Below are 14,700 nucleotides of genomic sequence, written 5' to 3'. Positions count from 1 at the left end.
CCCCCCCCCCCCCCCCCCCCCCCCCCCCCCCCCCCCCCCCCCCCCCCCCCCCCCCCCCCCCCCCCCCCCCCCCCCCCCCCCCCCCCCCCCCCGCGTGCGTACCCGGCCGCACCCCGCCGGGCGGCGAAGCCGCGCTCACCCGCGCGTCACCGTGACGGCCGCCAGGCCGCCCGGGGCCGCCCGGACCCATGCCCGGCCGGCCGTGTGCCGTACGACGCGCGCGCCACCCCCGGCCGTGATCCGCCACGCGCCCGGCGGCAGGGACAGCACGCTCACCCGGGGCCCGTGGGGCGCCGCGCGGTACACCAGCCGGTACACCCCCGCCCCGGGGTCGTAGGCGGCGGAGCGGACCGTGCCCGCCACGGCCTCGGCGTACGGCTCGGCGGTCAGCTCCTTGTTGGCGCGGAAGGCACCGGTGCCGTCGAGCGCGCAGTACCCGCCGCCGTAGCACCACACGTAGCCCGCCCAGCCGGAGGCATAGCGGCCCAGGGAGGCCATCGCGTCACGGTAGAAGCGGTTCATGTGCGGCAGCGAGCTGTCCGGCGGCCCCCACTCGCCGACCACCACCGGCACCCGGTACCGCCGCGGATACGCGGTGACGGCCCGCTCGTACCGCTCGATCCAGCCCGCCCCGGGGTCGTAGTCGGCGCCCGCCTCCATCGCGGTGTCGTAGAAGTGCGGCGCGTACACCACCCGGGGATCGCGGACGCGGCCGAGGCCGGTCGGCACGCCCTCGCCGACGACCGGCGTCGGCTCGACGAACAGCCAGGCGTCCCGGTCGGCCCGGCGGACGGCGCCGGCCAGGCGGTTGTACATCGGCGTCAGCTGCTCGCGTTCGATGCGCCGCGCGGCCGCCGGCAGTTCCTCCCCGGGCCGCGGCTCGCCCATGGGCTCGTTGATCAGGTCGTAGCCGAGTACGGCCGGGTGGCCGGCGAAGCGGGTGGCGAGGGTGCGCCACATCCGGGCCTGGGCGTCCCGGAGGTCGTCGTCCTCGTAGAGATGGGTGAAGGCACGCTGCACGGCGGGCTCGAAGTACTCGGCGAACCAGTCGTCCGGGTGCGGGGTGAACGGCAGCCCGTCGGTCCTGGTCGCCCACTCGGGTACGCCCCGGTGGCCGAAGGCGGGCCCGAAGACGTCCTGGTGGGCGTCCAGGACGACCCGCACGTCCTGGCGCCCGGCCCAGTCCAGGACGCGCTCGATCCTGCGCAGGTACCTCTCGCTGTACCGCCCGGGCCGGGGTTCCAGGTCGTCCCAGAAGACGAGCAGCCGGGCGAAGCCGAAGCCCCGGGCGCGCAGATCGCGCAGATGGCGCTCGGTGATCGCGCTCAGCGCCTGCTCGCCCCGGTGCGCCTTGTCCTCGATGTTCCAGCCGCGCAGGGTGAGCACCCGCCCCCGGGCGTCGGTGAGCGGGGGGATGCCCGGCCCGCTCTCCTCGGCGTGGGCGGTGGCGGGGGCCAGCAGCGCGGCGAGGACCGCGCCCGCCGTCAGCATCGCTCGCAGCACGGGAGACCTCCAAGACGGTGACTTCCTGGACCTTGCGCGTACTCGGGCCGGACACTCCTGTGCTACCAGCAACGCGGGGGAAGGACCAGCACCGGGCGCCGTCCGCTCGGCGGGGAACGGCGGACCCGGCTGTGGAACGATGTCCTGACAAAGGATTGACAGCGGGTCCGGCAGGGGCTTGTATCCGGTCCCGGCGCGGCCGTGTCCCCGCCCCGCCCGCGACGCCCGACCCGGAGAGGAACCCCTGACCATGGCCCAGACCCTCGACCGCATCCGGGTCGGCTCCGCCCCCGACTCCTGGGGCGTCTGGTTCCCCGACGACCCGCACCAGGTCCCCTGGCACCGTTTCCTCGACGAGGTGTCCGAGGCGGGCTACGACTGGATCGAACTCGGCCCCTACGGCTACCTCCCCACCGACCCGGCCCGGCTCACCGACGAACTGGCCCGGCGGAACCTGAGGGTCTCGGCCGGCACGGTCTTCACCGCCCTGCACCGCGGACCGGCCGTCTGGGAGGAGACCTGGGCCCACGTCGGCCGGGTCGCCGAACTCACCCGGGCGACGGGCGCCCGGCACCTGGTGGTGATCCCCTCCTTCTGGCGCGACGACAAGACCGCCGAGATCCTGGAGCCGCCCGAGCTGACCGCCGGGCAGTGGACGCACCTGACCGAGGGCATGGAACGGCTCGGCCACCGGGTCCGGGAGACCTACGGCCTGGACATCGTCGTCCACCCGCACGCCGACACCCACATCGACACCGAGGCCCACGTCACCCGCTTCCTGGACGCCACCGACAGCCGGCTGGTGAGCCTCTGCCTGGACACCGGGCACTACGCCTACTGCGGCGGCGACAGCGTCAGGCTGATCGAGACCTACGGCGAACGCCTCGGCTATCTGCACCTCAAGCAGGTCGACCCGGACGTGCTCGCCGAAGTCGTCGCGCGGGGACTGCCGTTCGGGCCCGCCGTGCGGCGCGGGGTGATGTGCGAACCGCCCGCCGGGATCCCGGAACTGGAACCGGTGCTGCGGGCGGCCCAGGCCCTGGGTGTGGACCTGTTCGCGATCGTCGAGCAGGACATGTACCCGTGCGAGCCGGACCGGCCGCTGCCGATCGCCGTCCGCACCCGCCGCTTCCTGCGCTCATGCGGCGCATGAGCGGGCGCGCGCCGGATCCCGCGCCCTCCTCGCGGATTCCGCCACCGCCCGCCGGGAACCAACCGGGGCACGCGGGCGTTCGACTGACAACGGGGAACGCCCGTGTGGACGGGAGGACGACATGACACACCGCGCACACACCCACGACACGCCCCGGGACGCCGCTGCCGAGGCGGCCGCCCGGAACCGGCGCTTCGGCCACCTGCCCGAGCGGATACGTCCCGAGGACACGGTCGAGACGAAGCCGGCCACCCGCCCCGACCCGGCGCGGGACACCTACCACGCGGACGAGTGGCTGATCCGGTACTGCGGCTGACCCGGAACCGGGGACGGCACCGGGCACCGGCCCGGCGCCGCCCCCGCCCGCTCAGGCCGACCGCACCTCCGCCGGCCGCACCGGCCGGTGCTCGCGCAGGGACAGGGCGCACGCCTCGGCGATCCAGCCGGCCTCCAGGGCGTCCTCCACGGTGCACGGCGAGGGCCGGGTGCCCGCCACGACCTCGGTGAACGCGGCGAGTTCGGCACGGTAGGCGGCGGCGAAGCGGTCCATGAAGAAGGTGTGCGGAGCGCCCGACGGGAAGCGCGCGCCGGGTTCGGCCGAGCGCAGCGGAAGCCGGTCGTCCAGGCCTACGGCGAGCGAGTCGGCGAAGCCGTGCAGCTCCATCCGCACGTCGTAACCACGCCGGTTGTGCCGGGAGTTGGACACCATCGCGACCGTCCCGTCGTCCAGGGTGAGCAGCGCGCCGGCGGTGTCGGCGTCGCCCGCCGCCCTGATGTGGGCGGCGCCCCGGTTGCCGCCCACCGCGTACACCTCGGTGACCTCGCGGCCCGTCACCCAGCGGATGGCGTCGAAGTCGTGCACGGCGCAGTCCCGGAAGATGCCGCCGGACGCGGCGACGTACGCGGCCGGCGGCGGCTCCGGGTCCAGCGTCGTGGACCGCACGGTGTGCAGCGCCCCCAGCTCACCGGCCCGTACGGCGGCCCGGGCGGCGGCGAACCCCGAGTCGAAGCGCCGGTGGTAGCCGATCTGGACCGGCACGCCACCGTCCCGGACGGCCCGCAGGACCTCGACGCCCTCGCTCATCGTCCGGGCGACGGGCTTCTCGCAGAAGACCGGGACACCGGCCTCGACACCGGCCCGGATCAGCGCGGGGTGGGCGTCGGTGGCCGCCGCCACCACGATGCCGTCCACCCCGGACGCCAGCAGCGCCTGCGGGGAGGGGGCGACCTCGGCGCCGAACCGCTCCGCCGCGCGCTCGGCCGCGCCGGCGAACGGATCGGTGACGACCAGCGACTCGACCGTGCCGAGCCCGGAGAGGGTCTCGGCGTGGAAGGAGCCGATGCGGCCGAGACCGAGGATTCCGATACGCATGCGCTCCATCCTTGTCCGTACAAACCCCTCGCGCCATCATCGGGGAGCCGTCGGAACTCCTCAAGGAGTTCCCCGCGGACGCACCCAGCCGCCGGTCCGCGCGGACCGCGCCATCGCGTCGAGCAGCCGCGCGCTGTGCACCGCGTCCGCGAGGGTGGTGCCGTACGGCGTGCCCTCGGCGATGGACCGGACGAACCGGCCGGCCTCGATCACCTTCAGGTCGTCGTAGCCCATCGCGTTCGCCGCGCCCGGCTGGAACGCGGCGAACTCGCCGGCGCCCGGACCGACGTGGACCGTGCTCACGGACTGGTCCCGGTAGCCGGTGCCGCGGCTGACGCCCAGCTCGTTCATCCGCCGGAAGTCCCAGAACACCGCGCCCCGGGTGCCGTGCACCTCGAAGCCGTAGGCGTTCTGCTCGCCGACCGAGACCCGGCAGGCTTCCAGGACCCCGCGGGCGCCGGAGGCGAAACGGAGCAGACAGCCGACGTAGTCCTCGTTCTCCACCGGACCGGGCTCGCCGCCGCCGGCGAGGGCGTGGCCGGCCGTCGCGCCGCCCGGACGGGCGCGCTCCGGGACGAAGACCGCGGTGTCGGCGGTGACGGAGTCGATGGCCCCGCACAGTAAACGTGCCAGGTCCACGCCGTGCGAGGCCAGGTCGCCGAGCACCCCGCTGCCCCCGCGCCGCCGCTCGTAGCGCCAGGTCAGGGCGGTGTCCGGGTCCGCCGCGTAGTCGCTGAACAGGCGCACGCGCACATGCGTGACCGCGCCGATCCCACCGGAGGCGATCAGCTCGCGGGCGGCCTCCACGGCGGGCGCGTTGCGGTAGTTGAAGCCGACCGTGCCCTGCACACCGGCCCGCGCGACCGCGTCGGCGACCGCGCGCGCGTCGGCGGTGCCCAGCCCCACCGGCTTCTCGATCCACAGGTGCTTGCCGGCCTCGGCCAGCGCCACGCCGATCTCCCGGTGCAGGAAGTTCGGCGCGGTGACGCTGACGGCCTGGACGCGCGGGTCGGCGGCCACCTCCCGCCAGTCGCGGGTCGCGGAGGCGAACCCGAACCGCTCGGCGGCCTCCTCGGCCCGGCCCGGCACCTCCTCGGCGACCGTGACCAGCCGGGGCCGCAGGGGAAGATCCGGATAGTGGTGCGGGAGCCGCGCGTAGGCCCGGGTGTGCACGCGGCCCATCCAGCCGAACCCGATGACGGCGACACCCAGCGCATCCACCATGACAGCCTCTCCCGGAAGCGGGGGACCGGCGCCCGGACCGGTCCGCCCCGGCTTGGGCCACCTTTGTCCGGACATGGCGGGGTGTCAAGCCTCCGAACGGGTCTTCCCGTCCGGCCGGTCGCGTGCCCGTCAGAGCGTGATGGCGTACGCCTTGCGCAGCGTCTCGTGCACCGTCCACCGCGTACGGTCGCCCGCGCGCAGCACCGCCATGTCGCCGGGACCGACCCGCAGCGTCGGCCCGTCCTCCACCTCGATCGTGGCCGAGCCGCTGATCACCACGAACAGCTCGTCGGCCTCCGTGTCCGTGACCACGCCCGGGGTGATCTGCCAGATCCCCCGGATCCGCCGCCCGTCCGGCGACCGCCAGACCACTTTCCCGGTGACCTCGGGATTCCCGGCGACGATCTGCCCGGGGTCCAGGGGCTCGGGTTCGAGGACGGCGTCGGGGATGTGGAGCGCGAAGCTGTGCGTCATGCGGCCGACCCTAGAGGGCGCGTGCGCCGCGGTGCCGTGGACAGGGTGTGGGGCATCGGGGCCGGTCGCGGGACACTTCGTCGCGCGGGGCGGGTGTCCGCGGCGCTCACCCACACCGCCGCCCTGCTGTTCGGCGCCGGCATGTACTCCATCCGGTCCTTCCTGCCCGGCTTCGTCCAGACACCGTCCGCGGCCGGCTACGGCTTCGGCGCCAGCGTCACCGAGTCCGGCCTGCTCATGCTGCCGATGCTCGTCGCGATGTTCCTCTCCGGCGTGCTGTCGGGCCGGCTGGAGCCCCGCGTCGGGGCCAAGGCACTGCTCACCACGGGCTCCGCGCTCGGCGCGCTGGCCTGCGGCTTCCTCACCCTCTGGCACGACTCCCGGTGGCAGATCGGAGTCGTCGCGGGACTGTTCGGCCTCGGCATCGGACTGGCCTTCGCCTCCGCCACTCCGGGGGTGACACGGGCACCCGCCCGCGTGCGGTAGGGTTGACCTGCGTGATCACGCGGGACACCCCGCGTGACGGCGCGGCGGGACGTGGCGCAGCTTGGTAGCGCACTTGACTGGGGGTCAAGGGGTCGCAGGTTCAAATCCTGTCGTCCCGACTCGTGAGAGTCGCAGGTCAGGGCCGGTTTCGGAGCAATCCGAAACCGGCCCTCGATCATTCCCGGGGACCACTCGGGGACCGGTGCCCCCTGGCCCGTGCCGGCGCGTCACGCCGGCGCCGCACCGTGTGCCGACCGCCCGGCGCCGGCGAAGTCCCGGTCAGCCGCAGTCCTCCCCGTTCAGTGTGAAGGCCGCGGGTGTCCCGGCGGGGGTGCCCGTGCCCTGGAACCCGAAGCTCACGCCGGAGCCCGGCGGGATCGTGGCGTTGTGCGCGACGTTCGCGGCGGTGACGTCGGGTCCGGCCTGCGAGACGGTGGCGTTCCAGGCGCTCGTCACCTTCTCGGCGCCCTTGAACGAGAACCCGAGCCGCCAGCCGTCGACCGCCGCGGTGCCGGTGTTCCGCACACCGACATCGGCGGTGAAGCCACCGTTCCAGGCGCTGGTGACGGTGTAGGTCACGGCGCACTGGGCCGAGGGGGACGTGGGAGTGGGCGTCGGCGTCGGCGTGGGAGTGGGCGTCGGAGTAGGAGTGGGAGTGGGCGCCGGTGTGGTGCCGTCGGGCTCCGCCCCCCACTGCGTGTCCGCACCCTCCGCCAGCACGATGTGCGGCGCGTCCACCGGCGTACTGCCCGGCGTCGTCGGGAGGGCCTGGTAGGACCAGTCGTCCGCGGGGTTCCACGCCCCGGCCGAGGTGATGCGGAACTGCACCTCCTTGCGGTACGCCGACTGGCCCGCCGGGGCGATCACCGCGTTGGAGCAGTCCACGGTGACGAAGTAGACGTCGCCCTCGAAGTGCGTCGGACCGCTCACCTTGCCGCACTGGTTGTAATTGGTGGTGGTGCTGATCCGGTCGGGCGTGACCCCGCCGTCGAGGGTGAAGTAGTAGCGCAGGGAAGCGTGCGTCAGCGCGCGTGCGGGCCACGCCGACTTGTTGACCAGGTACGCCTTGATCTCGGTGAAGCCGGGGCCCGAGGCGTTCACGGACGCCTGGACCGAGATCTCGGGCCCGTCCGGTTTCTCGGCCTGGGGGAAGCCGGCGAGCGGGCTGCCGCCGTACTCGGCGTACAGACGGGCCAGGGCGCCCGTGAAGGCCGCGTTGTAGTCGGTGGCCACCTCGTTGTTCACGTAGTTGGACCGGTCGTCGGTGTACGCGTCGTCCGCCGCGCTCGGCCCGCCGACCAGCGCGCCGTACAGGACGTGCCGGTTGTCCACCGGGTTGGTGAGCTGGTCGGTCCACGAGCCGTGACCGGTGCGGTGGTGCGGCTTCGTCGGCGGGTTCGCGCCGAAGCCCACGACGTAACTCGACTTGCGCGGGTTGTCGCCGAGGGCGTAGTCGATCTGCCGGACCGCGAAGTCGTGGTAGCGAAGCCGCGCACCCGAACGGAAGGTCAGGGGAACAGGCCCGCGCCGAGGGGGCGCCGGTCGTCGAAGCCCGGAAGGACGAGGAAGGTGGCGGTGGCGGTGGTGGTGGTGAAGCCGAGCAGCGCGTCGGAGCCGTCCATGTGGGCCAACGTCTTCGTGAAGGTGCCCAGGTCGTTCTGGAAGCTGATGAAGAGCAGGCCGGGGGCCGGCCCGTCGGTGCTGTAGGAACGGCGGAGCATGAGGCCGACGCCGACCACGCCCGGGTGGGCCCGGCGGATGTGGGCGTCGGCCGGGACGAGGTAGCGCCCGTCCGGTGTCTTGGCGCCCAGCAACGGGTCCGAGGCCACGGTTCCCCCGGACAGCGGCACGCCGGTGGCCCTGCGCCGCCCGAAGACCGCCTCCTGGCCGGCGACCGGAAGCGCGGCGAACCGCGCCAGGTCGACTTCCATGTGCCGCACCACGGCGATCGTGCCGCCGGCCACCGCGGCCGGCCCGGACAGCCACAGGTGGCGCCGCTGTTCGGCCGTCGTGTGCGGGCCCACGACGCCGTCGATGAAACCGAGCAGGTTGCGGGGCGCGGAGACGCCCTCGCTCACGGGAACGTCCGGACCCCGGCGTCCGGACTGCCGCCAGCGTTCACGTACCCGGTCCCCGGCGTGCCGCAGCAGCGCGGTGGCGACGACCGGCAACAGCAAGGGGTCACCGGCGCAGATCTGCAACAGCAGGTCCCCGCCGCGCGACCGCGGGGCGATCCGCTCGCGGGAGAACCGGGGGAGGTCCGCGGCGCCGGGCAGGGCGGGATCGACGCCGCGCACCAGCCGCGGACCCACCCCGACCGTCACGGTGAGGTCCCCCGGCGGCAGGCCCAGCAGGCGGGGGTCGGGTCCCGAGGTGAGGGCGTGCACGGTCCGGCCGAGTTCGGCCAGCAGCGGGCCGACGGCCACGCCGTCACCGACGTCGGCCACCACCGCCAGGAGGTTCGGCTGGGCCGGCCGCGGGAGCGTGACGCCCGCCTGGTGGCGACCGGTCGCCGCGACCCCCGGGGCCGACGAGGGGGAGGAGGGCCGGTCCTGCCGAGCCGCGGGCGACTCGCACCCGGCCGTGAGCCCGGTGGCCGCCACGGCCCCGGTGGCCCCGATGAACGCGCGGCGGGACGGATGGGCGTCGGCTCGGCTCACGGTGCGAACAATGCCATATCCCTTCCGGCTCCCGCGAGTTGACCGTCCCCGCACCGGGACCACTCCGTGCCAGGATGGGGCCATGTCTCGTCTCCGTCTTCGCGCGATGGCCGCGTTGTTGAGCACACTGGCATGCGTACTGGCGGCCTGCGGGTCCGGCGACGACGGGGCGGCCGACGGCCGCCGGCCGTCCGGGACGCGGGTGACGATCAGGGTGCCGGGCGACGCCCCGACGATCTCGGCGGCGGTCTCCCTAGCCCACCCCGGTGACCTGGTACTGGTCGCGCCGGGCGTCTACCACGAGTCGGTGAGGGTCGCCACGCCGCGTGTCACCCTGCGGGGCGAGTCCCGGGACGAGGTCGTCGTCGACGGGCGGCTGCGGCAGCCGAACGGCATCGTCGTCTCCGCGCCCGGGGTGGCCGTGGAGAACCTGACCGTGCGCAACAACACGCAGAACGGGGTGCTGGTCACCGGCTCGGCGAAGGCGGCGGCGGGCCTGCCGGGGCAGAGCGGCGGCTACGACACGGGCGACGAGCCCGTCACCTTCCTGAAGTCGTTCCTGGTCTCGTACGTGACCGCGACCCGCAACGGCCTGTACGGCATCTACGCGTTCTCCGCGCAGAACGGTGTCATCGAGCACTCGTACGCCTCCGGCGGGGCCGACTCGGGGATCTACGTCGGCCAGTGCAAGCCCTGCCGCGTCGTGGTGCGGGACAACATCGCCGAACTCAACGCGGTCGGTTACGAAGGCACCAACGCCGGCGGGGACATGTACGTGGTCGGCAACCGCCTGGTCGGCAACCGGGTCGGACTCACCACCAACTCCGACCACCAGGAGAAGCTGCTCCCGCAGCGGGACGCCGTCATCGCGGGCAACCTGATCGCCGCCAACCAGCAGCGGGCCACCCCCGAGCAGGCCGACGGCGGCTGGGGCACCGGCGTCGGCATCGACGGCGGCAGCGGCAACCGGTTCCTCCGCAACCGCGTCACCGGCAACAGCAACGCCGGGCTGGTGATCACCGCGACCGCCGACATCCCTCCCGTCGGCAACCGGATCGAGGACAACACGTTCGACGGCAACGGCGTCGACGTCGGCTGGTCGTTCCCCACCGCCACGCGGGGACGGGGCAACTGCCTGCGCGGCAACGCACTGCGCACGACGGTGCCCGCCCGGCTCGCGACCGGCGCGGCCTGCCCGCTTCCCGCCGGGTCACCGTCACCGGCCGGCACGTGGACGGCGCCGCGGGCGCCCGGCGGCATCCCGTTCAGCGAGGTCGCCGCGCCCGGCCCGCAGCCGGGGTTCCCCCATGCCGCCGACGCGGGCCCCACCGCCGTCCCGGCCGTTCCGGACCTGCCGAGGACGGCGGACATCCCGCTGCCGTCCGTCTCCCTGCTCGCCGCGCACGCGCGGGTGCGGACACCCTGACCGCGGCTAACGGGCCGGGGTGACGCCGGGCACCGGCTCGACGGGAACGTACGCGTGGGTGCCGAAGGCGATGACCACCGGCCGCGACTCGGACTCCACGCGGACGCGGACCCGGTACATGGTGCCGTCCGGGCCGATCCAGTAGCGCACGTTGCCCGCCGTACCCGAGCGGTCGGGGGAGGACGGCCCGGTCATGACGTCCACCCGGTGCCCGTCCACCCGGTCCCGCCCCCACCAGGAGGCGCCGTTCTGCGGCAGCAGTTCGGCGTTGTCCGGCCGGTCGCTGCCGAGCTTGAGGGCGATGGCCAGCGAACTGTCCAGCGCGCTGCCGGACGACCGCAGCGGACGGCGGTACCACCCCGAGCGGGGCGGCGACGCGGGGGCGTGCGCCGGAGCGTTCGCCATCGGGTGGACGAACACCGAGGTGGCCGTCCACTCGATCAGCCCGTCACTGGAGGCGCCGCGCCCGCTGCCGTGCACCACGCCGTACCCGAGCTCGCCCCGGTAGTCGACGGACCCGGTGACGGTCAGCTCCCCGGCGGTGCCCGGCACGGTGATCGTCACCGCGCGGCCCCGCGCCTCGTAGTTGCGGAACCGGGTGATCGCCAGCCGGTTCGCCTCCTCCGAGGTCAGTGCGCGCGGACCACCGGAGCCGGAGCCGCCGGTGAGGAGGAACGCGGCCACCACGACCGCCGCCACGCCGACGGCGACCGCCACCCGGTGTGGCCACGGCCAACGGCGCCGTACGGGCGCACGGCCCGGTGGGACTCGTCGGCTTCTCCCGCCGCGCACACGGTTCGACACTGGCACTTCGCTGGTTCGTCCTCTCGCTCGTCACCCCGCCGCCCGGCGGCCCGGTGGCGGACGACGCCGGGGCCGGCCCCCGTGGGCCGGCCCCCGTGATCCGCCCGTCCGCGCCGTCCTTCGGATCACGGACGGGCGGATCACCGTGGTGCGGTTGGTGCGGTTGGTGCGGTGCGTTCAGTGCTGCCGGGCGCGGCGGTTGCGGGCCACGAACGCGATGACCAGGCCCGCGACCACCAGCAGACCGGCGAGGCCGAGCACCGTCGGCATCCCGGACATACCGGTTTCCGCCATCGAACCGCCCCCGTCGCTCCCGCCGCCCGGGGCCGGGTTGGCCGGCGGCGCGGGCGAGGGCGGCGTCGAGGCCGGTGGCGAGGCCGTCGGCGTACCCGGCGCAGGAGTCGGGGACGGAGTCGGGGTCGGGGTCGGAGTGGGAGTGGGGCTCGGGCTCTCCTTCGGGATGTACACCCCGGCGTCGATGGTGTGGTCGACGCCGCCCGGCTTGTCCGGGGCGGTGACGGGCGCGTAGCCGTTGCACAGCTCCCCGCTGGTCGGCGGGGTCACATTGGAGTCGTGCGCACGGTCGTCACCGGCCCGCGGGAGCGTGAACCTCAGCTCGCTCGCCGCGGGCTGCCCGGGCACCTGGCCGGTGTCCGCGGTGCACACGTCGAACTGCACCGTGTACTTCGCGCCGGGCGTCAGCCGGTACGCGGCGCCGACACCACCGAAGTAGTACTCGCCGGCGGCGTTGGTCGTGGTCGTGGCGACCTGTTTGCCGTCGGCGTCCAGCAGGTTGACCGTCGCCCCCGGCAGCAGCACGTGCCCCGGGTCCTGGATCCCGTTGTGGTCGCCGTCGAACCACACGACGTTGCCGATCTGGATCGGCGCGTTCGCCGCCGCGTAGGCGATGTCACCGAGCCCGCCGGCCTTGCCGAACCCGCCTTGCTCCCGGCTGACGAACTGGAACCCGTTGGCGGCCGGGTTGTTGCCCGGGCCCTGACCGGACGTGATGTCGTGGTACCCGGTCCCCGAGGTCGCGACGTTGACGACCGGGTCGAACTCCGTGCTGACGACCCACTGCTGCTGCGGGATGTAGGCCACCGACCCCAGCGCGGTCTCCTGGTGCGCGTTGGCGAAGGAGTCGCCCGGGAAGTATTCGACGACATCGGCGGGCTGGCCGCCGCTGTTGGCGGGGGTGGCGTGGTTGGGGCAGTTGCCGGTGCCTTCCCACTGGTACTCACCGGCGGGAGTGGCGCAGACCATGGTGATGTCACCACCGGACATGCCGTTCTCCGCCGTGTCGTTCCCCGGGCGGGGGTCCAGCCCTCCCCAGCTGAGCACGTCCATGAACCGGTCGCGGAACCCCAGGATCACCGAGCCGTCGCGGGCGAAGGCGAGGGAGGACAGTTCCGGCTGCGGATCGATGAAGACGTTGCCCGCCTTCCGGTCGTCCCAGGTGTCCAGGCCGGTGTTCCACGGGTTCCAGTGGGTGGCCTTGTCGCCCGAGCCGAAGACGCTGCCGCGTTCGTCCGTGAGCGAGTGGCTGAGCACCGTGGTGAACCGCTTGCCGTCGTAGGTGGAGACGAAGGCTTTCAGGTCCTCGCGCTTCTGCGTGCTCTCCGCGCTGCACACGCCGCCGACGTAGAGGGTGTTGTCGTGGGCCTGGAGGCCGAACGGACGCCAGTCGTCGGGGCTCGCGCACCCCGGGTCCGGGATCGGGACCGTCTTCTCGGGCGCCGAGGCGGTGGCCCCGGTCGCGTCGAAGCTCACCAGGCTGCGGGTGCGCAGGTTCACCGCGTACAGCGTGGAGCCGTCCTCGGACAGGGCCAGTCCGCCGATGCTCTCCTTGCCCGGCGCGTCGGTGAACCCGCCATCCTTGATCATGTTGGCGGTGTCGTGCCGCGTCACCACGGCGTCCGGAACCCGCGCGAACAGCTTCGGCGGACCCGAGCCGTCGACCGGCACCGTGTAGATCGCGCCACCGCCCTGCGGCCCGTACGCGCTGTACCGGCGGGCGAACGCGCTCTGGAACAGCCGGGTCCGGTTCGTGTCGTACGCCAGCCCGAACGTCGTGCCCACCTGGTCCTGCGTGGCGAGCGTGGCGGGGCACGCCGTATCGGTGGGACACGTGCCCCGGACCTTCGTCCCGAACGCCACCAGCGCCCGGTTGTCGGTGCTGCCCGGGCCGTTGTGGACCGGCACGAAGTACCGTGAGTCCGGCAGCGCGTAGTCGGCCGGATTCCACACCCCGGTCACCACAGCGGCGTTCTTCCCGTCCGACACGTCCACGAACGACGTGAAGCTGTCGAAGTGGTTCTCCGCCGTCGACGCGGGTGCCGGCCGCAGATGACCGCTGTACGGCGCCGGGACGCTGACGTCGACGCGGTACCGGCCGCCGTCCAGTGCGCTCGAACCCGGCACCACGACCTTCCCGGTGGCGTCCGTGACACCGGTGACCGCGTGCCCGGCGGGGTCGGAGACCTTCACCCGCATGCCCCGCTGCGGCACGTCCATCGTCGTGTTGATCACGCCGGTGCCGAAGAAGTCGCGCAGCACCTCGACCGTCAGCGTGCCGTCGGCGGCCGCGGCGGTGGCCGGTCCGGTCGTCGCTCCGACGGCGGCGCCTGCCAGTAAGAGGGCGGACAGGCCCGTGCGCGCCAGTGGCTGAACAAGCCTCCTGGCCGCCCGGGGCGAGTCTCTGCCGACTCGGTTCATGGCATCACACTCCACACTTTCGTTGTCCTGAAACCAGGCAGGCAAAGAAAAACGGCCCACTGCTGTCGCGTGGGCCGCTTTACGATGATCGGTCGAGAATATTGCGGACGCGCGGTAAGCACCGCAGGCCGGAAACGGCGAACAGGCGTTCAGATGCTCGGCGGGGGCCGCCCCGTTCCGTGTGTTTCCGCAGCTCGATCACGGTACTTTCGCCCCCACCGCCGACCCCGCCGACCGCCATCGCGAGCAGCGCGCGACATTCTATCCATGGGGCTCCCGGCGCCACCAGCGGAACCGGGATTCGCGGGAATCCCGGAGCGCCGGAGAATGGCGGCCGCGAAATGCGGGCCTCCGTACGGGATCCCGGCGGGGCCGGACCCGGGCCGGGCACCGCCGGCCGACCGGACCCGGCGGGTGGCTGTCCCTCCGGTCCGGCGGTGCGTACACTCCACTGCGACGTGTGATCTTCGCGGGCCGGAGGGCGCGGCATGGGTGGACCCGGGACTCCCCGACGTGAGGTGGTCACGGGGGTGTCGCGGACGGCCCGGCCGGTTCGCGGTCCGGTGCGTCCCGTACCGGTGCGTCCCGGGGACGGTGCCGCACTGCGGAATCTGATGCGCCGTCAGTTCCGGCTGGCGCTGGTCGTGTTCGCGGTGCTCGTCGGCGTCGTCGGGGTGCTGCCCCTCGTGTTCGCGGCCCTGCCCGACCCGGCGGCCCGGCCGGGGAGCGCGCTGGTGGTGTGGGCCGTTCTCGGGGTCGGTGTCTATCCGCTGCTCGTCGTCGCCGGCCGGTGGTACGTCCTGCGCGCCGAGCGCAACGAACGGGACGCGGTGGACGGGGACGAAGGAACCCGGCGGTGACCGGCACCGGGATGTGCGGGGCC

12 protein-coding genes, 1 tRNA gene and 1 pseudogene are annotated in these 14,700 nt (G+C 73.8%); 6 read left to right on the top strand and 8 right to left on the bottom strand.

The genetic code is table 11. The features are described from left to right. Positions 1-135: 135 nt before the first annotated feature. Positions 136-1,491, bottom strand: a complete 1,356-nt coding sequence (locus ACZ63H_RS31085) for a cellulase family glycosylhydrolase (RefSeq protein WP_469870787.1) — start codon at positions 1,489-1,491, stop codon at positions 136-138. 262 nt (positions 1,492-1,753) lie between these two features. Here ACZ63H_RS31085 and ACZ63H_RS31080 point away from each other — a divergent pair, with 262 nt between their 5' ends. Both ACZ63H_RS31080 and ACZ63H_RS31075 read left to right on the top strand, forming a co-directional pair. Continuing rightward, the gene (locus ACZ63H_RS31080) at positions 1,754-2,656 is read left to right on the top strand and encodes a sugar phosphate isomerase/epimerase family protein (protein ID WP_469870782.1); all 903 of its coding nucleotides are present in this window, start codon (positions 1,754-1,756) and stop codon (positions 2,654-2,656) included. 121 nt (positions 2,657-2,777) lie between these two features. Continuing rightward, positions 2,778-2,972 (top strand): hypothetical protein, encoded by a 195-nt coding sequence (locus ACZ63H_RS31075; RefSeq protein WP_469870780.1) that lies wholly within the window; start codon positions 2,778-2,780, stop codon positions 2,970-2,972. A 51-nt stretch (positions 2,973-3,023) separates the two neighbouring features. Here ACZ63H_RS31075 and ACZ63H_RS31070 read toward each other — a convergent pair whose 3' ends face one another. The 3 genes from ACZ63H_RS31070 to ACZ63H_RS31060 form a co-directional block, all read right to left on the bottom strand. Continuing rightward, the gene (locus tag ACZ63H_RS31070; RefSeq protein ID WP_469870778.1) at positions 3,024-4,028 is read right to left on the bottom strand and encodes a Gfo/Idh/MocA family protein; all 1,005 of its coding nucleotides are present in this window, start codon (positions 4,026-4,028) and stop codon (positions 3,024-3,026) included. 60 nt (positions 4,029-4,088) lie between these two features. After that, the gene (locus ACZ63H_RS31065; protein ID WP_469870776.1) at positions 4,089-5,252 is read right to left on the bottom strand and encodes a Gfo/Idh/MocA family protein; all 1,164 of its coding nucleotides are present in this window, start codon (positions 5,250-5,252) and stop codon (positions 4,089-4,091) included. A 129-nt stretch (positions 5,253-5,381) separates the two neighbouring features. Beyond that, positions 5,382-5,726, bottom strand: coding sequence for a cupin domain-containing protein (locus tag ACZ63H_RS31060; RefSeq protein ID WP_469870774.1), 345 nt, complete (start codon positions 5,724-5,726; stop codon positions 5,382-5,384). 108 nt (positions 5,727-5,834) lie between these two features. Here ACZ63H_RS31060 and ACZ63H_RS31055 point away from each other — a divergent pair. Further along, positions 5,835-6,170, top strand: a pseudogene (locus ACZ63H_RS31055) (MFS transporter); the annotation flags it as partial. Positions 6,171-6,257: 87 nt separating this feature from the next. Further along, positions 6,258-6,331: transfer RNA gene (locus ACZ63H_RS31050), tRNA-Pro, on the top strand. A gap of 160 nt (positions 6,332-6,491) precedes the next feature. On the opposite strand, the gene ACZ63H_RS31045 is transcribed toward ACZ63H_RS31050, so the two are convergent. After that, entirely contained in the window at positions 6,492-7,724 is a 1,233-nt protein-coding gene (locus ACZ63H_RS31045) for a glycoside hydrolase family 9 protein (RefSeq protein WP_469870785.1), read from the bottom strand. Beyond that, entirely contained in the window at positions 7,721-8,872 is a 1,152-nt protein-coding gene (locus ACZ63H_RS31040; protein ID WP_469870773.1) for a Dyp-type peroxidase, read from the bottom strand. Before ACZ63H_RS31040 ends, ACZ63H_RS31045 begins: the two co-directional genes overlap by 4 nt. A gap of 82 nt (positions 8,873-8,954) precedes the next feature. Here ACZ63H_RS31040 and ACZ63H_RS31035 point away from each other — a divergent pair, with 82 nt between their 5' ends. Next, positions 8,955-10,298 (top strand): right-handed parallel beta-helix repeat-containing protein, encoded by a 1,344-nt coding sequence (locus tag ACZ63H_RS31035; RefSeq protein WP_469870771.1) that lies wholly within the window; start codon positions 8,955-8,957, stop codon positions 10,296-10,298. A 6-nt stretch (positions 10,299-10,304) separates the two neighbouring features. Here the strand turns inward: ACZ63H_RS31035 and ACZ63H_RS31030 are convergent, their stop codons facing one another. Beyond that, complete coding sequence (locus ACZ63H_RS31030) at positions 10,305-10,982, bottom strand: hypothetical protein (RefSeq protein ID WP_469870783.1); 678 nt, start codon at positions 10,980-10,982, stop codon at positions 10,305-10,307. Positions 10,983-11,279: 297 nt separating this feature from the next. Next, positions 11,280-13,817: an SdrD B-like domain-containing protein gene (locus ACZ63H_RS31025; protein WP_469870769.1), complete on the bottom strand. Its 2,538-nt coding sequence runs from the start codon at positions 13,815-13,817 to the stop codon at positions 11,280-11,282. 614 nt (positions 13,818-14,431) lie between these two features. Here ACZ63H_RS31025 and ACZ63H_RS31020 point away from each other — a divergent pair. Beyond that, positions 14,432-14,677 carry a hypothetical protein gene (locus ACZ63H_RS31020; protein ID WP_469870768.1) on the top strand — a complete coding sequence of 82 codons (246 nt, stop codon included), beginning with the start codon at positions 14,432-14,434 and terminating at the stop codon, positions 14,675-14,677. The last annotated feature ends 23 nt before the right edge of the window (positions 14,678-14,700 follow it).

The sequence above is a fragment of the Streptomyces sp. NPDC104831 genome (assembly GCF_055583025.1).
Note: the sequence above shows the minus strand (reverse complement) of the source record. Positions and strands in the feature narration are given on the sequence as shown.